Raw genomic sequence first — 18,296 nt, forward strand, 5'->3', positions numbered from 1 at the left:
GCGGTATCTGCGGCGCGAAAAGCAGGAGCATTCCCGGCCATACCGCCAACATCCGAACGGTGTCGCATGCTGTAAAAATTCGCGTATTCCAGATACGCCAACGCGGGAGGCAAGCTCCCGCGCGGCGACATCCTACCAGTCACCGCCGCAAGGCAGTCAACCGGGCGACCAACAACTTACTTGTGGTCTTTGACTTCTTCGAACTCGGCGTCGACAACGTCGTCAGCCTTCTCAGCCGATTCGCCTTGCGGGGCCGCGCCATCAGCTGGCTGAGCCTGTTCGGCGTACATCTTCTGAGCAACCGGAGCGGAGACTTTCGACAGCTCTTCAACCTTGGCTTCGATGGCAGCCTTGTCGTCGCCTTTGACGGCGGCTTCCAGCGCAACCACTGCAGCTTCGATTGCAGTCTTCTCTTCAGCGGTGACCTTGTCGCCCGCGTCAGCGATCATCTTGCGAGTCGAGTGCACCAGTGCGTCACCCTGGTTACGGGCAGCGGCCAGCTCTTCGAACTTGCGGTCTTCCTCGGCATTCGCCTCGGCGTCACGCACCATGCGCTCGATTTCTTCGTCGGACAGACCGGAGTTGGCCTTGATCACGATCGACTGGGTCTTGCCGGTAGCCTTGTCTTTCGCGCCGACGTGCAGGATGCCGTTGGCGTCGATGTCGAAGGTCACTTCGATCTGCGGCACGCCACGTGGAGCTGGTGGAATGTCGGCCAGGTCGAACTTGCCCAGCGATTTGTTCTGTGCAGCTTGCTTGCGCTCGCCCTGCAGAACGTGAATGGTCACAGCACCCTGGTTGTCGTCGGCAGTCGAGAACACTTGCGATTTCTTGGTAGGAATCGTGGTGTTTTTCTCGATCAGCGCGGTCATCACGCCACCCATGGTTTCGATACCCAGGGTCAGCGGGCTGACGTCGAGCAGCAGCACGTCTTTAACGTCACCGGCCAGAACAGCGCCCTGAATCGCAGCACCCATGGCAACGGCTTCGTCCGGGTTGACGTCTTTACGCGCTTCTTTACCGAAGAAATCGGTAACCAGCTTCTGTACCAGCGGCATACGAGTCTGACCACCGACCAGAATCACGTCGTTGATCGCGCTGACGTCGATACCGGCGTCTTTCATGGCAATGCGGCAAGGTTCGATGGTGCGCTGAACCAGGTCTTCAACCAGTGCTTCGAGCTTGGCACGGGAGATTTTCACGTTCAGGTGCTTAGGACCGGTCGCATCTGCAGTGATGTACGGCAGGTTGACGTCGGTCGACTGAGCGGACGACAGCTCGATCTTGGCTTTCTCAGCGGCTTCTTTCAGGCGCTGCATGGCCAGCGGGTCACCTTTGAGGTTCATGCCGCTTTCTTTCTTGAATTCGTCAACGAGGTAGTCGATCAGACGAATGTCGAAGTCTTCACCGCCGAGGAAGGTGTCACCGTTGGTGGCCAACACTTCGAACTGGTGCTCACCGTCAACTTCAGCGATTTCGATTACGGAAACGTCGAAAGTACCGCCACCCAGGTCATAAACGATCACGGTGTGATCGCCCTTGGCCTTGTCCATACCGTAAGCCAGAGCGGCTGCGGTTGGTTCGTTGATGATGCGTTTTACGTCCAGACCAGCGATGCGGCCGGCGTCTTTGGTGGCTTGACGCTGGCTGTCGTTGAAGTAGGCCGGAACGGTGATCACCGCTTCGGTCACTGCCTCGCCGAGGTAGTCTTCGGCGGTCTTCTTCATCTTCTTCAGAATTTCAGCCGAGATCTGTGGCGGTGCCATTTTCTGGCCGTTCACTTCTACCCAGGCGTCGTTGTTGTCAGCCTTGACGATCTTGTAAGGGACCATCTGGATGTCTTTCTGCACAACTTCTTCGTCAAAACGACGACCGATCAGACGCTTTACCGCGTACAGGGTGTTGTGCGGGTTGGTTACAGCCTGACGCTTGGCCGACTGACCTACCAGAATTTCGCCATCGTTGGCGTAAGCGATGATCGACGGCGTGGTACGCGCGCCTTCAGCGTTTTCAATAACTTTGGCTTTGCCGTTTTCAAGCACGGAGACGCAGGAGTTGGTAGTCCCCAGGTCGATACCGATAATTTTGCCCATGTTCACTCTCCCGAAACTTTGGATTTTGTTGCCGCAGCAGTGGTGGCTGACTGCGGTAGCACTTAAACGCTTGACTTCTAAATGGGGGCCTTGCGGCTAATTTCAAGCCTGCTCGTCAATCGAAGGCGAAACCGGTGCCGGCGCCTTGCTGACCACGACCATCGCCGGGCGCAGCAGGCGACCATTGAGCTGGTAGCCCTTCTGGAAAACCTTCAACACGCTATTCGGCTCGACGTCGGCACTTTCCTGCATGGCCATCGCCTGATGGTGAACGGCGTTGAACGGTTCGCCATGCGGATCGATCGCTTCAAGCTGGTAGCGCTTGAGGGTGTCGTGGAACATTTTCAGGGTCAGCTCGATGCCTTCGCGCATCGGACGGATGCTTTCATCGTCCGGGCTCGACAGCTCGAGGCCGCGCTCCAGGCTGTCGACGATCGGCAGCAGGTCGCTGGCAAATTTCTCAAGGGCAAACTTGTGCGCCTTCTCGACGTCCTGCTCGGCACGGCGGCGAACGTTCTGCAGATCGGCAGCAACACGCAGAGACTGATCCTGCGCGGCGGCCAATTGCTCTTCGAGCACTTGCACACGGGTCGCCAGGTCGTCACCCGAACCTTCGGGCGCCTGATTGGCATCTGGGTTTTGCGTATCTACTGTCTGTTCGTCAGCCATAGAATTCTCCTTTCAATTTCGTCCGCGAGCCTGACTCGCGCTTCTGCCCCGATATATGGGGCCGCAAAATCAGGCTTCAAGGGCTGAAAACAATTGTCCCTACAAAAAAGTGCTGAATACTCATTCTTGAATGCGCTAAGAAAACTTTTCGACCAAGCAAATCGAGCTAAGGGCGGGCATTGTCAGGCCTGAACAAAACACTGTATAAATAACCAGACCTCAAGCCTGGGAGCTGCCTTTATGCTGGTGCACCTGTCCGTACACAACTACGCCATCGTTGAACATCTCGATCTCGAACTTGATCGCGGGATGAGCGTGATCACAGGGGAAACCGGCGCCGGCAAGTCGATCATGCTCGATGCCCTGGGCCTCACCCTGGGTGATCGCGCCGACAGCGGCGTGGTTCGCCCGGGCGCTGATAAAGCCGACATTCTCGCCACCTTCGATCTCGCTGATATCCCTGAAGCCAGCGCCTGGCTGGCCGAGCGCGATCTGGAAAACGACGGGCCTTGCATCCTGCGCCGGGTCATCACATCGGAAGGTCGTTCGCGCGGTTATATCAACGGCACGCCCTGCCCGCTTGGCGACCTCAAAGCCCTCGGCGAGCTGCTGATCGATATCCACAGCCAGCACGAACATCAGTCGCTGCTGAAGACCGACACCCATCGCCGCCTGCTTGACGAGTATGCGGGTGCCACCGATCTGGCGCGTCAGGTGCAGCTTGCCGCGCAACGCTGGCGTCAGACCCGCCAGGAACTGGAGCGGCTGTCCAACTCCGGCGACGAACAACGCGCACGTCATCAGTTGCTCAGCTATCAGCTTGAGGAATTGGAGAACCTCGGCCTCGGCGAAAATGAACTGGAGCAACTGGAGCAGGAACACAAGAACCTGACCAACGCCGAAACCTTGCTGGGCATATGCCGGCAAGTGGTCGAGCAGTGCAGTGAAAGTGATTCAGGGAATGTCCTGAATGCACTGACCGCCAGCCTCAATCGTCTGTCCAGTGTGAACAGCTCGGTGGGGGCGCTGGGTGAAGCCAGCAGCCTGCTGACCAGCGCACAGATTCAGGTAGAAGAAGCGGTCGGCGAGCTCAATCGCTTCCTCGACAACTTCGATGCCGACCCGGCTCGCCTGCAATACCTGGAAGAGCGCCTCGACGCGATCTACACCCTGGCGCGCAAACACCGGATTCAACCGACCGAAGTCGGCGAGATGCAGCAAAAGCTGCTCGATGAAATCGAAACCCTCAACGCCAACGATGAATCCATCGAGCGCCTGGGCGAAGAACTGGCCTCCTACGCCCGCCACTACCAAGAGAAAGCGCGCGAGCTGAGCGACCTTCGTCATCAAGCTGCCGGTAGCCTCGCCAGTGCAGTGGAGCAGGAAATCCAGCGCCTGGGCATGCCCGGCGGCCGCTTTACCATCGAACTGAAAGCCAACAGCAGCGATGAGTTGCTGCCGAACGGGCTGGAACAGGTCGAACTGCTGGTCAGCGCCAACCCCGGCCAACCGCTCAAGGCACTGGCAAAAGTCGCCTCCGGTGGTGAGCTGTCGCGGATCAGTCTGGCGATTCAGGTCATTACCGCCCAGACCTCCCGCGTGCCGACGCTGGTGTTCGACGAAGTGGACGTAGGTATTGGCGGTCCGACTGCCGAGATTGTCGGCCAGTTACTGCGCCGTCTCGGTGATCGCGGCCAGGTCCTGACCGTGACGCACTTGCCGCAAGTGGCGGCGCAAGGGCATCAACATCTGTTCGTGCACAAGGTTCGCGACGAGAAGGCGACTCACACCGCTGTCGCGAAGCTGACAAAGAACGAGCGCATCGAAGAAGTCGCGCGCATGCTCGGCGGCATCGATCTGACCAAGGAATCCCTGGCTCACGCGAAAAAAATGGTGGTGACCGCCAAGGCGTAATAAATAGTAGAAAGCACGAAGGCGACCCTTGGGTCGCCTTCGTTCGTTTAGCGAATGTGAAATTCGCGCGACATGCTTACTTTTTCTTGCGTACGTACAGCACCAGGTTGTGATCAACCATCTCGAAGCCATGCTTCTCGACGATCGATTTCTGAAGTTTTTCGATTTCTTCGTCGAAGAATTCGATCACTTCACCCGATTCCACGTTGACCATATGGTCGTGGTGGCCACCGTCAGCCAGTTCGAAGACCGCGTGGCCGCCGTCGAAGTTGTGGCGGACCACGAGGCCGGCCGCTTCGAACTGGGTCAGTACACGGTAAACCGTGGCCAGACCAACGTCCTCACCAGCTTCCATCAACGCCTTGTAGACGTCCTCGGCACTCATGTGGCGCTGCTCGGTAGAGTCGAGCATTTGCAGGATCTTGACCCGTGGCAGGGTCACTTTGAGGCCGGCTTTGCGTAGTTCGCTATTTTCAACCATGGTCAGCTTTCTCGCGATGCTGCTTCGCAGCTTCTCTTAATGCGGGTATGATCGGCGTTTACGTTGTCCCAGCCAAGATAGTGGAAGTCGCCCACCGATGCAAAACACCAAGCTCTTGCTAACCAGTTTCACCTTTGTGGGACTGCTCGCACTCGCCGGTTGTTCATTCCCCGGGGTTTACAAAATCGACATCCAGCAGGGCAATGTCGTCACGCAGGACATGATAGACCAGTTACGCCCGGGAATGACCCGGCCGCAAGTACGGTTTATCATGGGCAACCCTCTGCTTGCCGACACGTTCCATGCCGATCGCTGGGATTATCTGTACAGCCTGCAACCGGGTGGCGGTGAACGCCAGCAGGAACGAATCAGCGTTATCTTCAACTCCAATGACCAGCTTGTCAGCCTGTCCGGTGACTTCATGCCCGGCGTGAGCCGTGATGAAGCCATTCTCGGCAAGGACAGCGGTACTACCGTGACCGCGCCTGCTGAAAACGCCGACAAGCCAGAAGCCGAGAAGCCAGCCAAACCAGGCTCCTTGCTGGATCAGATCCAGAAGGACGTCGATGGTGTGGAAACCGTACCGGTTCCGACACCAGAGCCGCTGGACACCTCGCCGCAGTAATAGGCGAGGCAATAAAAAACCCGGACATTCCGGGTTTTTTATTGCCTGCCGTTTGGCCTGATCAAGAATTGCGTGCTTTGGCCTCGGCAGCCTTGGCCGCACGCAAACGTCGAACTTCTTTGGGATCAGCCAGCAGCGGTCGATAGATTTCGATCCGGTCGCCCGCCTGCAGAGGGCGAGAATCCGCGTCAGCCACGACCTTGCCAAAAATCCCCAGCGGACACTCCGCCAGATTCAGCTCAGGAAACTCGGCTGCGATGCCCGATGCATGCACCGCCGCCCGAACGCTAACGCCTTCAGCCACACTGATCGCACGCAGAACCTGGCGATCAACCGCTGCATACACCACTTCTATCTCGATCACCGGCTTAACCATGCATCTGCTTGGCGCGCTGGCAGAAAGCATCCACCAACTGATTGGCCGCCTGATTGAACAATGGCCCCAGAGTTGCGCGCACCAGCGGCCCGGCATAATCGAACGACAGATCCAGACTGATCTTGCAGGCCTTTTCATTCAGCGCCTTGAATACCCAGATGCCGTGCAACTGAGTGAACGGGCCTTCTTCAAGATTCATCTCGATCGACTGCCCCGGCACCAGCGTGTTGCGCGTGACGAAATGCTGACTGAGGCCACCCTTGGCCACGCCGACACTGGCGCGCATGTGTTCCGGGGAGCTTTCCAGCACTTCAGCCTCCGAGCACCACGGCAGAAACTCCGGGTACCGCGCGACATCGTTGACCAGGTCGTAGAGAAATTGCGCCGGGTACGGCAGGAGCGCGGATCGTTGGATATGTGTCGTCATGTAAGCGTTACTTCCAGAGCTGAGCGGCAAAGACTACAAGAATGCCGATAGGCGCCACGTAGCGCATCAAGAACAGGGACAGAGCAAACAGAACCGGGTTACGGATGGACAATTCATCCCGCACCGCTTCACGCCCCATCACCCATCCCGCGAACAGCACGAAACACAAGCCACCGAGGGGCAACATGATCCGCGAGGTGAAGAAATCGATCACGCCGAAGAAGTCGAGACCGCTCTGCGCACCCCATTGATAGAGGCTGAACGCCCCGCCTTCGTTCACGAAAAACTTGGCTTCCTTCCAGATATTGAAAGAAAACACCGTGCCCAGACCAACGAACCAGCAGGTGAACGCCAGCCAGAACGTGACCCAGATGCGGCTGATTTTAGTGCGTTCAACCAGGTAAGCCACCATTGGCTCAAGCAGCGAAATCGCCGAACTCCACGCTGCCACCGCGACCAGCACGAAGAACACCACGCCCATCAACTGGCCGAAAAATACATTACCAAAAGCAAATGGCAGGCTGACGAACATCAGTCCCGGACCTTCGCTTGGGTTCAGGCCAGCAGCGAACACAATCGGAAACAGCGCCAGACCAGCGACCAGCGATACGAAAGTATCCAGCAGCGCAACGCCGACCACCGTGCCCGACAGCGAGGTGTTCTTCGGCATGTAGGCGCCGTAGATCATGATCGAACCAACGCCGACGCTCAGCGAGAAGAATGCGTGCCCCATCGCCGGCAGCAGACCGTCGAGGACTTTTTCCGGGTGGAAGTCGAACATGAAATGCACGCCTTCCATGAAATGCCCGGTGGTCATGCTGTAACCCAGCAGCACCAGAATCATCACGAACAGCAGCGGCATCATGATCCGCAGGCTACGCTCAAGCCCGGCGACCACGCCTTTGGCGATCACGAAGGCCGACAGCAGCATGAAAATCGTGTGCCAAAGTGTCAGGCGCCATGGATTGGAAATGACATTGCCGAAATAGGCGCCGACCTGATCAGCCGTCGCGCCCTGGAAATCGCCACGACCCATGTCGACGATGTAGTCCAGCGACCAGCCGCCGACCACACTGTAGAAAGACAGGATCAGCAGGGCCGTGATCATCCCGGCAAACGCGCCCCAAGACCATTTGGCCGAGTGTCCGGCTTCCAGTGCCAGCACTTTCAAGGCGTTCGCCGGACTTTGCCGGGCGCGCCGGCCGATCAGGGTTTCCGCGAGCATGACCGGCACGCCGATGAGCGCGATGCACGCCAGGAACATCAGCACGAAAGCGCCGCCGCCGTAGACCCCGACCATGTAGGGGAACTTCCAGATACTACCCAGTCCCACGGCCGAACCGGTCGCGGCGAGTATGAATACCCAGCGGCTAGCCCAACTGCCGTGGACAGAAACCTTGTCTGTCGACATCGTTTATCACGCCCAAGCGTTAGAAAAAGAGGCCGCATTGTCCGGGATTCACTCAACCTGCTCAAGCACGCAGCAACACCGTAGCCGACAGCCGAACAACTCCATATAATGCCGCCCCTATGGCTAAACAGAAGAAACACCCAACAGGGACCATCGCGCAGAACAAAAAGGCGCGACACGATTACTTCATCGAGCACAAGTTCGAGGCTGGTCTGGTCCTGGCCGGCTGGGAAGTAAAAAGTCTGCGGGCGAGCAAGTTGCAGCTGGTCGACAGCTATGTGCTGCTCAAGGACGGCGAAGCATGGTTGCTCGGCAGCCACATCACGCCGTTGATGACCGCAAGCACCCACGTCATCGCCGACCCGGTGCGCACGCGCAAACTGCTGCTCAACCGCCGCGAGCTGGACAAGCTTGCCGCCGCCGTGCAGCAAAAGGGTTACGCCTGCGTCTGCCTGTCCTGGTACTGGAGCAAGCACATGGTCAAGTGCGAGATCGCTCTGGGCAAGGGCAAGAAGGAATACGACAAGCGTGACACCGAGCGCGAGCGCGATGCCGGTCGTGAATTGCAGCGTGCGGTGCGCAACAAGGGCAAGGAAGACTGATCTTCCTCCTTTAGCGCCAATTCGCGAGCAGGCTCGCTCCCACCTTGGAATGCATTTCAAAGGTGGGAGCGAGCCTGCTCGCGAAAGCTATTTCAGCATCAACACAAACACACCTGATCACATCCCCTTGCGCCGCTCCGCCCGAGCCATGCGCTGCACCTCCTGACGCACCTCTTCCAGCACTTCCTGCACATACAGAATATGTCGGCTGGACACTTCCCTCGCCTGCTCGGCACGCCCTTCGATAATCGCCAGATACAATTCCCGGTGCTGCGAGATCAGCATGTCGCGAGTTTCCGTGCGCTGTTTGTACATGCCGCCGATGTTGGTCACGACGTTGCGCTTGAGCAGATCGAACAGTCCGCGAATCGTATGCAGCAACACCGCGTTGTGGCTGGCTTCGGCAATCGCCAGATGAAATTTTGCATCTGCCGCGCCTTCTTCCGCCCGGCTGACTTCTTCATGGCGCGAGTAGCAATCCTGCAGCTCTTCGAACGCAGCGGTCAGGCGCTCACGATCGACATCGGTGGCGCGCAAAGCGGCGTAGTAGGCACACGATGCCTCCAGGGTGTGCCGGAATTCGAGCAAATCACGCTGCGCTTCGGGATTGCTTTCAAGCAATTGCAGCAGCGGATCGCTGAACGTCGAACCCAGGCCCTCCACCACATAATTGCCGCCGCCCTGGCGACTGACCAGCAAGCCTTTGGCCGCGAGTTTCTGAATCGCCTCGCGCAACGACGGGCGTGATACGCCAAATTGTTCGGCCAGCGTGCGCTCGGCCGGCAGACGTTCGCCCGACTTCAGCGTGCCCTCGAGGATCATCCCCTCGAGGCGCTCGACAATATCGTCAGACAAACGGCGCTGACGTATCTGATCAAAGCCCATAACTCATTTCTCCACGATCCCGACCGCTCGCCGGGGTGTCTATTCTGGCCTATCCGCGCGCCGCCGACACCTGCCAGACGCCACTTCGCCAAAGCGGATCAGTTGCCCTCTGCACCGCATCTTCGACGAAAGTTTCAGAGCGGCAAATTGACACACCGCTACCAAGGCTTTTACCCTAGCCAACAGCGCTTGTAAATTGGTATTACCAATTACCCAAGATTGCTCACAGTGCCTGACCAACAACAATTAGGGGCCACCCCACCATGCAAACCTGGCAACAGCTCTACAGTCCGCTCGGCAGTCTCGGCGTCTCCGCTCTCGCGGCCGTCATTCCCATCGTGTTCTTCTTTCTCGCCCTGGCGGTGTTCCGTCTCAAAGGCCATGTGGCCGGCAGCATCACCCTCGCGCTTTCGATTGCCGTGGCCATTTTCGCCTTCCAGATGCCAGTGGACATGGCGTTCGCCGCCGCTGGTTATGGTTTCGCTTATGGTCTGTGGCCGATTGCCTGGATCATTGTCGCGGCAGTGTTCCTCTACAAGCTGACGGTGAAGAGCGGTCAGTTCGAGGTCATCCGCAGCTCGGTTCTGTCGATTACCGATGACCAGCGCTTGCAGGTGTTGCTGATCGGTTTCTGCTTCGGCGCATTTCTGGAAGGTGCCGCCGGTTTCGGCGCGCCGGTAGCGATTACTGCCGCACTCCTTGTAGGACTGGGCTTCAACCCGCTGTACGCCGCCGGCCTGTGTCTGATCGCCAATACCGCTCCGGTGGCGTTCGGCGCGCTGGGGATTCCGATCATCGTGGCGGGCCAGGTCACTGGCATCGACGCCTTCAAGATCGGCGCGATGACCGGTCGCCAGCTGCCACTGCTGTCGCTGTTCGTGCCGTTCTGGCTGGTGTTCATGATGGACGGCCTGCGCGGTGTGCGCGAAACCTGGCCGGCCGCGCTGGTGGCAGGTCTGAGTTTCGCCATCACCCAATACTTCACCTCCAACTTCATCGGCCCGGAACTGCCGGACATCACCTCGGCACTGGCCAGCCTGATTTCCCTGACCCTGTTCCTCAAGGTCTGGCAACCACGTCGCGCCGCCGGCCAGCACATCGTTGGTGCCGTATCCGCTTCGGTGGTCAGCGCCAGCGTCGGCGGTTTCGGCCAGAAGCGCACTACCGTCGCGTCGCCCTACAGCCTCGGGGAAATTTTCAAGGCGTGGTCGCCGTTCCTGATCCTCACTGTGCTGGTGACGATCTGGACGCTGAAGCCTTTCAAAGCGATGTTCGCCGCCGGCGGTTCGATGTACAGCTGGGTGTTCAACTTCGCGATTCCGCACCTTGATCAACTAGTGATCAAGACTGCGCCAATCGTGGCCAATCCGACTGCCATTCCAGCGGTGTTCAAACTTGACCCGATTTCCGCCACCGGCACGGCGATTTTCTTCTCCGCGCTGATTTCGATGCTGGTACTGAAGATCAATTTCAAAACTGGTCTTACCACTTTGAAAGAGACCTTCTACGAACTGCGCTGGCCAATCCTGTCGATCGGCATGGTGCTGGCATTCGCCTTCGTCACCAACTACTCCGGCATGTCCTCGACCATGGCCCTGGTGCTGGCGGGTACTGGCGCCGCGTTCCCGTTCTTCTCGCCGTTCCTCGGTTGGCTGGGCGTGTTCCTCACCGGTTCGGATACGTCGTCGAACGCACTGTTCAGTTCGTTGCAAGCGACCACCGCCCACCAGATCGGCGTCAACGACACCTTGCTGGTGGCGGCCAATACCAGCGGCGGCGTGACCGGCAAGATGATCTCGCCGCAATCGATCGCCGTGGCCTGCGCCGCGACCGGTCTGGTCGGCAAGGAATCGGATCTGTTCCGCTTCACCCTCAAGCACAGCCTATTCTTTGCAACGATTGTCGGTTTGATCACCCTGGCTCAGGCCTACTGGTTCACCGGCATGCTGGTGCACTAAACCTACAAGAAAGACGGAAATAACCGACGCCGGCCCGTGATCCGGCGTCAGCAATTCACCACCGGGTCTGTAAGGCTGCTGAAAGCAATGCGCTTTATATTCGGCAGCCGCAGCAGACGGATAACCGGGCCCACCCGGAGACACGCCTGATGAGCGAGCTTTTTTACAACGCTGTGCCGAACGCGACCCGCGTGGCACCGCCACTGCCCGAACCTCGGCAATACCCCGGCGAGAAACCGTCGCGGGTCTACCTGTTCGGCACGTGTGTGGTCGACCTGTTCTACCCCGAAGCCGGGATGGACGCGATCCATCTGCTGGAGCGCGAAGGGATCCGGGTCGAGTATCCGCAAGGCCAGAGTTGCTGCGGCCAACCGGCCTACACCTCGGGTTACACCGAGCAGGCGCGGACGGTAGCGCGCTCGCAATTGGCGTTGTTTGCCGGAGATTATCCGGTGGTGGTGCCCTCGGGTTCCTGCGCCGGCATGCTGCGCGAGCATTACGCCGACATGTTCAAGGACGAGCCGGAGACGTTGAAACAGGTGCAGGCCCTTGCGGCTCGTACTTATGAGCTGGCCGAGTTTCTGCTGTTCGTCTGCAAGGTGCAGCTCAAGGACAGCGGCGAACCGGTGAAAGTCGCGCTGCACACCTCGTGTTCGGCACGCCGCGAAATGAACACCCACCTGCACGGCCGCGAGTTGTTGGCGCAGTTGAGCAACGTGGAGCGGGTTAATCACGACCACGAAAGCGAATGCTGTGGCTTCGGTGGGACATTCAGCGTCCGTATGCCAGACATTTCCGGCGCGATGGTGGCTGACAAGACCCGTGCGTTGAAAGAGTCCGGCGCGCACAAGGTACTGAGTGCCGACTGCGGCTGTTTGATGAACATCAACGGCGCGCTGGAGAAACAGCAGGAGGCGTTGCGCGGGCAACATCTGGCGAGCTTCCTCTGGCAGCGAACCGGAGGTGCGCAATGAGCACCTCGACGATTATTCCTACGGTCGCCGTAGAAGAAGATTTCCGCACCCGGGCACACAACGCCCTGGGTGATCAGCAGCTGCGGAACAACTTCCGCACTGCCATGGATTCACTGATGACCAAGCGGGCAGCGGCTTTCAACGATGCCCACGAAAGAGAACACTTGCGCGCACTGGGCAATTCGATCAAGGCCCGCGCGCTGTCCAAGTTGCCCGACCTGCTCGAGCAACTGGAACAGAACCTGACCCGCAACGGTGTGACAGTGCACTGGGCGGAAACGGTGGACGAAGCCAATGGCATCGTCTTATCGATCATCCGCGCTCACGAGGCGCGGCAAGTGATCAAGGGCAAATCGATGGTCAGCGAAGAGATGGAGATGAACCATTTCCTCGAGGCTCGGGACATTGAATGTCTGGAGTCCGACATGGGGGAGTACATCGTCCAGCTCGACCACGAGAAGCCTTCACACATCATTATGCCGGCGATCCACAAGAATGCCGGTCAGGTCGCGTCCTTGTTCCACGACAAACTTGGCGTGGAATACACCAAGGACGTTGACCAACTCATTCAGATCGGTCGCAGGGTCCTGCGGCAGAAATTCTTCGAAGCCGACATCGGCGTCTCCGGCGTCAACTTCGCCGTGGCCGAAACCGGCACCCTGCTGCTGGTGGAAAACGAAGGCAACGGGCGCATGACCACCACCGTTCCCCCGGTGCATATCGCCGTTACCGGCATCGAAAAAGTCGTGGAAAACCTGCGCGACGTGGTGCCGCTGCTGTCATTGCTGACGCGCTCGGCGCTGGGCATTCCGATCACCACTTACGTCAACATGATCTCCGGCCCGCGCAAGGAACACGAACTCGATGGCCCGCAGGAAGTGCATCTGGTCCTGCTCGACAACGGTCGCAGCCAGGCCTTCGCCGACAGTGAATTGCGCCAGACCCTGAACTGCATCCGCTGCGGCGCCTGCATGAATCATTGCCCGGTTTACACCCGCGTCGGCGGCCACACTTATGGCGAGGTGTACCCGGGGCCGATTGGCAAAATCATCACCCCGCACATGGTCGGCCTGGCCAAGGTCCCGGACCACCCGAGCGCGTCCTCACTGTGCGGCGCCTGCGGTGAAGTCTGCCCGGTGAAAATTCCGATCCCGGCGATCCTGCGCCGTCTGCGCGAGGAAAACGTCAAAGCCCCGGACGCACCGAATCAGGTGATGCGCGGCCAGGGCAGCAAATATTCGCGCAAGGAGCGTTTTATCTGGAACGCCTGGGCCAGACTCAACAGCTCGCCGACGCTGTACCGCATGTTCGCTTTTTTCGCCACGCGCCTGCGCGCCCTCACACCGAGCAACGTCGGCCCATGGACGCAAAACCACAGCGCACCAAAACCGGCCGCGCGTTCGCTGCATGACATGGCCCGCGAGCATCTGGCCAAACAGGGAGAGCGTCGATGAGCGCCAAGCAAAATATCCTCGGCAAGCTTCGGAAAAGTCTGACCGGCACCACGCCAATTGCCGACAACTTCGATGTCGATCTGGTCACCCAGCCCTACACCTACAGCGCCGAGCAACGCATCCCGCAACTGCGCAAACTGATGGAGGCGGTGCACACCGAAATCCACCTGACCTCGGGCGCCGAGTGGCCGGCATTACTGGCGCAACTGCTGCGTGACCGCCAGTTGCCGAGCCTGCTGATCGCACCGACCACAACGCACGGGCAACGCATCACCCAGCACTGGGCGAATAATCCCGAGCTGCCTGCACTGAAATCCTACGACCGGCCAATGGAAGAGTGGAAAGCCGAACTGTTCAACGACACCCCGGCCAGCCTCACCGGCACCCTCGGTGCGATCGCCGCGACCGGCAGCCTGATTATCTGGCCAACCCGTGAAGAACCGCGCTTGATGAGTCTGGTGCCGCCGGTGCATTTCGCCCTGCTCAAGGCCAGCGAAATCCGCGACAACTTCTATCAGGTGCAAGAGGAATTCGAATGGGCGCAAGGCATGCCGACCAACGCGCTGCTGGTCTCCGGCCCGTCGAAAACCGCCGATATTGAACAGGTGCTGGCGTATGGCGCGCATGGCCCGAAAGATCTGGTCGTGCTGATTCTGGAGGATCAATGAGTCTTCCTGCTGCTTTCCTGCGAGATGCCGAGCGACTGATTCCAGCAGACCGGCGCTTCGACGATCCGCTGTCGACTCTGGCCTTCGGCACCGACGCCAGTTTCTATCGACTGATTCCGAAACTGGTGATCCGCGTCGAGTCTGAAGACGAAGTCGTGGCGCTGCTGCAACTGGCCCAGCGCGACAAGGTGCCGGTGACCTTCCGCGCCGCCGGCACCAGCCTGTCCGGGCAGGCAATCAGCGACTCGGTGCTGATCGTACTCGGGGATAACTGGAATGCCCGCGAGATTCGCGGCCAGGGCACGCAGATCCGCCTGCAACCGGGCGTGATCGGCGCGCAGGCCAACGCCTGGCTGGCGCCGTTCGGACGCAAGATCGGCCCGGATCCGGCGTCGATCAATGCCTGCAAGATCGGCGGCATCGTCGCCAACAACGCCAGCGGCATGTGCTGCGGCACTGCGCAGAATACCTATCACACATTGGCCGGAATTCGGCTGGTGCTGGCCGACGGCACGCGCCTCGATACCGAAGATCCAGCCAGCGTCGCGGCATTTCGCTCCAGCCACGGCGACCTGCTCGAACGCTTGGCGACATTAGGTCGCGAGACCCGCGCCAACGCCGAACTGGCCGCGAGAATCCGCCACAAATACCGTCTGAAAAATACCACCGGCCTGTCGCTCAACGCCCTTGTGGATTTCGACGAGCCTGTGGATATCCTGAGCCACCTGCTGGTCGGCTCCGAAGGCACGCTCGGTTTCATCAGCGCGGTGACTTACGACACCGTCATCGATCACCCGAACAAGGCCTCGGCGCTGATCGTGTTCCCTGATGTCGAAACCTGCTGCAACGCGGTCACCGTGCTGAAAAGCCAACCGGTGTCAGCGGTGGAGTTACTTGATCGGCGCAGTCTGCGCTCGGTGCAGGACAAAAAAGGCATGCCCGCTTTCGTACAGCTGCTGTCGGAAAATGCCTGCGCGCTGCTCATCGAATCCCGCGCCGCTTCGTCGACATTGCTGCAAGAACAACTGGCGCAAATCATGGCGTCCCTGCGCGATTTCCCCGTCGAGAAGCAGGTCGACTTCACTGAAGACCCGGTGGAAAACGCCCGCCTCTGGGCCATCCGCAAAGACACCTTCCCCGCCGTCGGCGCCGTGCGCAAAACCGGCACCACAGTAATCATCGAAGACGTGACCTTCCCGGTCGAACAACTGGCCATCGGCGTCAATCGCCTGATCGAGCTGTTCGACAAACATGCCTACGACGAAGCGATCCTCTTCGGACACGCACTGGAAGGCAATCTGCACTTCGTCTTCACCCAAGGCTTCAACAGCCCGGAAGAAATCGCACGCTACCAAGCGTTCATGGACGACGTCGCGCAACTGGTTGCAGTGGAATTCGGCGGCTCGCTGAAAGCCGAACACGGCACCGGCCGCAACATGGCGCCGTTCGTGGAACTGGAATGGGGCAGCGACGCCTATCAACTGATGTGGCAGCTCAAACGCTTGCTCGACCCCAACGGCATTCTCAATCCGGACGTGGTGCTCAGCGAAGATCCGCAGATCCACCTCAAGCACCTGAAACCGCTGCCAGCGGCGGACGAGATTGTGGACAAGTGCATCGAGTGCGGTTTCTGCGAACCGGTCTGCCCCTCGAAAGGCCTGACCCTTAGCCCGCGCCAGCGCATCGTCATCTGGCGCGATATCCTGGCGAAAAAGCGCGCCGGCGTCGACACCACCGACCTGGAAAAAGCCTTCGACTATCAAGGCATCGACACCTGCGCCGCCACCGGCCTGTGCGCGCAACGCTGCCCTGTAGGCATCAACACCGGCGAGCTGGTGAAAAAGCTCCGTGGCCGACACGCCACGCATCAGAAAACCGCTGACTGGATCGAAGGAAATTTCGCCAAGACCCTACAAGGCGCGCGCTTCACCCTGCACGTCGCCAACGGTGCACGAATGATGCTCGGCGCACCGCGTCTGGCGAAGTTGTCGGCGACGCTGACGCGCTTGTCCAAAGGCCAGGTGCCGTTGTGGACCAACGCCATGCCACAGCCGGAAAAAGCCATTCGCTTCAGCCCGAGCGTGGCCGACGAGCGCCCGCGCGTGGTTTATCTGGCAGCTTGCGTGTCGCGGGTCATGGGCCCGGCGGCGGGTGACAAAGAGCAGATGTCGCTGTACGACAAAACCCGTGGCCTGCTGGAAAAGGCCGGTTACCAGGTAGTCTTTCCCGATGATCAGGACAACCTCTGCTGCGGCCAGCCGTTCGCCTCCAAAGGCTACGCCGAACAGGCCGAGCACAAACGTCAGGAGCTGATCAGCGCCCTGCTCCACGCCAGTCGCGGCGGCCTCGACCCGATCTATTGCGACACCAGCCCATGTACGTTGCGGCTGGTCCAAGACATCGGCGAAACGCGACTGGATCTGTACGATCCAGTGCGCTTCATCCGCACGCATTTGCTGGATCGTCTGGACTTCACACCCCAGGAAGCACCGATTGCCGTGCACGTGACCTGCAGCACTCAGCACTTGGGCGAAAGCCAAGCGCTGATCGATCTGGCGCGCAAATGCAGCAACACGGTGGTGATTCCCGAAGGCATACATTGCTGCGGATTTGCCGGCGACAAAGGCTTCACCACACCGGAGCTGAACAGCCATTCGCTGCGTACGCTCAAGGACGCCGTGCAGCACTGCAGCGAGGGCATTTCCACCAGCCGCACGTGTGAAATCGGCCTGACCCAGCACGGTGGCATCGACTACCACGGGCTGGTTTATCTGGTGGATCGGGTGACACGGGCGAAAGCCTGCTGAGGAAAAAATCAGAACCCTTGAGCGAGGCGGTAGTCCACTGCACATGCCCCGGACCATTCGGGGCCTGTTCAACGGTCAGCGAAGTCTGAACCCTCAGTTCAAGGAGATACACATGAACCGCTCTGTAATGTTAGGTCTGTTTGTCACTGCCTCGATGATGGCGTCCACTTCGTTCGCCGCTGAAAAACCTGGCGATTTATGCGATGCCAATCTGCAGAGAATCGATAGCGCAAAATCCCAATACCTGACGTCGACAGACCTGAATGCGCGCGTATCGGCCAGTGTCAGCAAAGCCCGCGCCCTGAAAGCACAAGGCAAGATTGACGACTGCCTCGCTGAAACACAGCAAACCCTGCTGGACATTCAAAACGCTACCGGTGACACCAAAAAATGATTCATGCGCCGACCTTTTACAGGCCGGCTGCATCGGCACCTGGCCGACCGATCTGGCCTTTTGACATTCGTTGCAAATAAAACCGAATTCCTGCGCAGCGAAGCGGTCAACCAGACAGGTCCTATACTGACCTCGCTTGTCTTGACCTCGGCATCGCGGCCAAACCGTCCGGCAGCACCGAGCCCCCATCGTTCAAGGAGATACCCATGAAGCATTCTGCAATTGCTGGATTGTTTATCACTGGTGCACTTCTGGCCTCGCCGGTGTTCGCGGCGGACAAAGACCTCTGCGCCGGGAATCTTCAAAGCATCAAAGATTTCGTCACCAGCCAGCCGTCCCTTCCTGAAAGCTCCATGAATAACATCAAGGAAGCACAGGAAAAAGCCACTGCGGCCCAGGCGTCCGGCAACGACAAGGAATGCATCGAGGTTACCAACGGCATCATCAGCAAGATGCAGATCCGTAACCCGACGCGTAACTGATGTCCCGCAGGCCAACCTTCGGGTTGGCCTGCCAAGCGTTTTGACGTACACTGTGCACGCTTGTTGCCCGAACAGA

At 59.2% G+C, this 18,296-nt stretch carries 17 protein-coding genes; 10 read left to right on the top strand and 7 right to left on the bottom strand.

All coding sequences use genetic code 11. The annotated features are described in order from the left end of the window. Positions 1 to 176 precede the first annotated feature (176 nt). Positions 177 to 2,093 carry a molecular chaperone DnaK gene (gene dnaK, locus AB4N48_RS20690; protein ID WP_042608859.1) on the bottom strand — a complete coding sequence of 639 codons (1,917 nt, stop codon included), beginning with the start codon at positions 2,091 to 2,093 and terminating at the stop codon, positions 177 to 179. A gap of 102 nt (positions 2,094 to 2,195) precedes the next feature. Next, on the bottom strand, positions 2,196 to 2,762 hold the full coding sequence (gene grpE, locus AB4N48_RS20695; RefSeq protein WP_039759570.1) for a nucleotide exchange factor GrpE: 567 nt from the start codon (positions 2,760 to 2,762) through the stop codon (positions 2,196 to 2,198). Positions 2,763 to 3,002: 240 nt separating this feature from the next. On the opposite strand from grpE, the gene recN reads away from it, so the two are divergent. Continuing rightward, complete coding sequence (gene recN / locus AB4N48_RS20700; protein ID WP_016771769.1) at positions 3,003 to 4,676, top strand: DNA repair protein RecN; 1,674 nt, start codon at positions 3,003 to 3,005, stop codon at positions 4,674 to 4,676. Between the two features lie 76 nt (positions 4,677 to 4,752). On the opposite strand, the gene fur is transcribed toward recN, so the two are convergent. Next, a complete protein-coding gene (fur, locus tag AB4N48_RS20705; protein WP_016771770.1) occupies positions 4,753 to 5,157 on the bottom strand; it encodes a ferric iron uptake transcriptional regulator in 405 nt (134 codons plus the stop codon). Between the two features lie 97 nt (positions 5,158 to 5,254). Between fur and AB4N48_RS20710 the strand changes: the two genes are divergently transcribed. Continuing rightward, positions 5,255 to 5,782, top strand: a complete 528-nt coding sequence (locus tag AB4N48_RS20710) for an outer membrane protein assembly factor BamE (protein WP_016771771.1) — start codon at positions 5,255 to 5,257, stop codon at positions 5,780 to 5,782. A gap of 61 nt (positions 5,783 to 5,843) precedes the next feature. Here AB4N48_RS20710 and AB4N48_RS20715 read toward each other — a convergent pair whose 3' ends face one another. From AB4N48_RS20715 to AB4N48_RS20725, 3 genes are read right to left on the bottom strand one after another with little or no spacing between them, the layout of a single operon-like run. Next, positions 5,844 to 6,158, bottom strand: a complete 315-nt coding sequence (locus tag AB4N48_RS20715) for an RnfH family protein (RefSeq protein ID WP_460094235.1) — start codon at positions 6,156 to 6,158, stop codon at positions 5,844 to 5,846. Then, positions 6,151 to 6,585 (bottom strand): type II toxin-antitoxin system RatA family toxin, encoded by a 435-nt coding sequence (locus tag AB4N48_RS20720; RefSeq protein ID WP_016771773.1) that lies wholly within the window; start codon positions 6,583 to 6,585, stop codon positions 6,151 to 6,153. Before AB4N48_RS20720 ends, AB4N48_RS20715 begins: the two co-directional genes overlap by 8 nt. 7 nt (positions 6,586 to 6,592) lie before the next feature. After that, on the bottom strand, positions 6,593 to 7,996 hold the full coding sequence (locus tag AB4N48_RS20725) for a sodium-dependent transporter (protein ID WP_016771774.1): 1,404 nt from the start codon (positions 7,994 to 7,996) through the stop codon (positions 6,593 to 6,595). A 119-nt stretch (positions 7,997 to 8,115) separates the two neighbouring features. Here AB4N48_RS20725 and smpB point away from each other — a divergent pair, with 119 nt between their 5' ends. Next, positions 8,116 to 8,598 (top strand): SsrA-binding protein SmpB, encoded by a 483-nt coding sequence (smpB, locus tag AB4N48_RS20730; protein WP_007953781.1) that lies wholly within the window; start codon positions 8,116 to 8,118, stop codon positions 8,596 to 8,598. Between the two features lie 117 nt (positions 8,599 to 8,715). On the opposite strand, the gene AB4N48_RS20735 is transcribed toward smpB, so the two are convergent. Further along, positions 8,716 to 9,483, bottom strand: a complete 768-nt coding sequence (locus AB4N48_RS20735; protein ID WP_016771775.1) for an FCD domain-containing protein — start codon at positions 9,481 to 9,483, stop codon at positions 8,716 to 8,718. A 263-nt stretch (positions 9,484 to 9,746) separates the two neighbouring features. Here AB4N48_RS20735 and AB4N48_RS20740 point away from each other — a divergent pair, with 263 nt between their 5' ends. The 7 genes from AB4N48_RS20740 to AB4N48_RS20770 all read left to right on the top strand — a co-directional run bounded on the left by AB4N48_RS20740 (position 9,747) and on the right by AB4N48_RS20770 (position 18,220). Further along, entirely contained in the window at positions 9,747 to 11,441 is a 1,695-nt protein-coding gene (locus AB4N48_RS20740) for a lactate permease LctP family transporter (protein ID WP_016771776.1), read from the top strand. A 149-nt stretch (positions 11,442 to 11,590) separates the two neighbouring features. Further along, positions 11,591 to 12,415 carry a (Fe-S)-binding protein gene (locus AB4N48_RS20745; RefSeq protein WP_460094236.1) on the top strand — a complete coding sequence of 275 codons (825 nt, stop codon included), beginning with the start codon at positions 11,591 to 11,593 and terminating at the stop codon, positions 12,413 to 12,415. Then, positions 12,412 to 13,869 carry a LutB/LldF family L-lactate oxidation iron-sulfur protein gene (locus tag AB4N48_RS20750; RefSeq protein WP_460094237.1) on the top strand — a complete coding sequence of 486 codons (1,458 nt, stop codon included), beginning with the start codon at positions 12,412 to 12,414 and terminating at the stop codon, positions 13,867 to 13,869. The genes AB4N48_RS20745 and AB4N48_RS20750 overlap by 4 nt, the downstream gene beginning before the upstream one ends. Next, positions 13,866 to 14,537: a LutC/YkgG family protein gene (locus tag AB4N48_RS20755; protein ID WP_212615288.1), complete on the top strand. Its 672-nt coding sequence runs from the start codon at positions 13,866 to 13,868 to the stop codon at positions 14,535 to 14,537. The genes AB4N48_RS20750 and AB4N48_RS20755 overlap by 4 nt, the downstream gene beginning before the upstream one ends. Beyond that, positions 14,534 to 17,344 carry an FAD-binding and (Fe-S)-binding domain-containing protein gene (locus AB4N48_RS20760; protein ID WP_460094238.1) on the top strand — a complete coding sequence of 937 codons (2,811 nt, stop codon included), beginning with the start codon at positions 14,534 to 14,536 and terminating at the stop codon, positions 17,342 to 17,344. Before AB4N48_RS20755 ends, AB4N48_RS20760 begins: the two co-directional genes overlap by 4 nt. 112 nt (positions 17,345 to 17,456) lie before the next feature. Then, on the top strand, positions 17,457 to 17,738 hold the full coding sequence (locus AB4N48_RS20765; RefSeq protein ID WP_041477921.1) for a hypothetical protein: 282 nt from the start codon (positions 17,457 to 17,459) through the stop codon (positions 17,736 to 17,738). A gap of 206 nt (positions 17,739 to 17,944) precedes the next feature. Further along, positions 17,945 to 18,220, top strand: coding sequence for a hypothetical protein (locus tag AB4N48_RS20770; protein ID WP_016771781.1), 276 nt, complete (start codon positions 17,945 to 17,947; stop codon positions 18,218 to 18,220). The last annotated feature ends 76 nt before the right edge of the window (positions 18,221 to 18,296 follow it).

This window comes from Pseudomonas sp. S2_C11 (assembly GCF_054668395.1).

Excerpts from the sequence above, each read along its gene's own strand:
- dnaK (WP_042608859.1), bottom strand. The coding sequence starts at position 2,093 with ATGGGCAAAATTATCGGTATCGACCTGGGGACTACCAACTCCTGCGTC.
- grpE (WP_039759570.1), bottom strand. The coding sequence starts at position 2,762 with ATGGCTGACGAACAGACAGTAGATACGCAAAACCCAGATGCCAATCAG.
- recN (WP_016771769.1), top strand. The coding sequence starts at position 3,003 with ATGCTGGTGCACCTGTCCGTACACAACTACGCCATCGTTGAACATCTC.
- fur (WP_016771770.1), bottom strand. The coding sequence starts at position 5,157 with ATGGTTGAAAATAGCGAACTACGCAAAGCCGGCCTCAAAGTGACCCTG.
- AB4N48_RS20710 (WP_016771771.1), top strand. The coding sequence starts at position 5,255 with ATGCAAAACACCAAGCTCTTGCTAACCAGTTTCACCTTTGTGGGACTG.
- AB4N48_RS20715 (WP_460094235.1), bottom strand. The coding sequence starts at position 6,158 with ATGGTTAAGCCGGTGATCGAGATAGAAGTGGTGTATGCAGCGGTTGAT.
- AB4N48_RS20720 (WP_016771773.1), bottom strand. The coding sequence starts at position 6,585 with ATGACGACACATATCCAACGATCCGCGCTCCTGCCGTACCCGGCGCAA.
- AB4N48_RS20725 (WP_016771774.1), bottom strand. The coding sequence starts at position 7,996 with ATGTCGACAGACAAGGTTTCTGTCCACGGCAGTTGGGCTAGCCGCTGG.
- smpB (WP_007953781.1), top strand. The coding sequence starts at position 8,116 with ATGGCTAAACAGAAGAAACACCCAACAGGGACCATCGCGCAGAACAAA.
- AB4N48_RS20735 (WP_016771775.1), bottom strand. The coding sequence starts at position 9,483 with ATGGGCTTTGATCAGATACGTCAGCGCCGTTTGTCTGACGATATTGTC.
- AB4N48_RS20740 (WP_016771776.1), top strand. The coding sequence starts at position 9,747 with ATGCAAACCTGGCAACAGCTCTACAGTCCGCTCGGCAGTCTCGGCGTC.
- AB4N48_RS20745 (WP_460094236.1), top strand. The coding sequence starts at position 11,591 with ATGAGCGAGCTTTTTTACAACGCTGTGCCGAACGCGACCCGCGTGGCA.
- AB4N48_RS20750 (WP_460094237.1), top strand. The coding sequence starts at position 12,412 with ATGAGCACCTCGACGATTATTCCTACGGTCGCCGTAGAAGAAGATTTC.
- AB4N48_RS20755 (WP_212615288.1), top strand. The coding sequence starts at position 13,866 with ATGAGCGCCAAGCAAAATATCCTCGGCAAGCTTCGGAAAAGTCTGACC.
- AB4N48_RS20760 (WP_460094238.1), top strand. The coding sequence starts at position 14,534 with ATGAGTCTTCCTGCTGCTTTCCTGCGAGATGCCGAGCGACTGATTCCA.
- AB4N48_RS20765 (WP_041477921.1), top strand. The coding sequence starts at position 17,457 with ATGAACCGCTCTGTAATGTTAGGTCTGTTTGTCACTGCCTCGATGATG.
- AB4N48_RS20770 (WP_016771781.1), top strand. The coding sequence starts at position 17,945 with ATGAAGCATTCTGCAATTGCTGGATTGTTTATCACTGGTGCACTTCTG.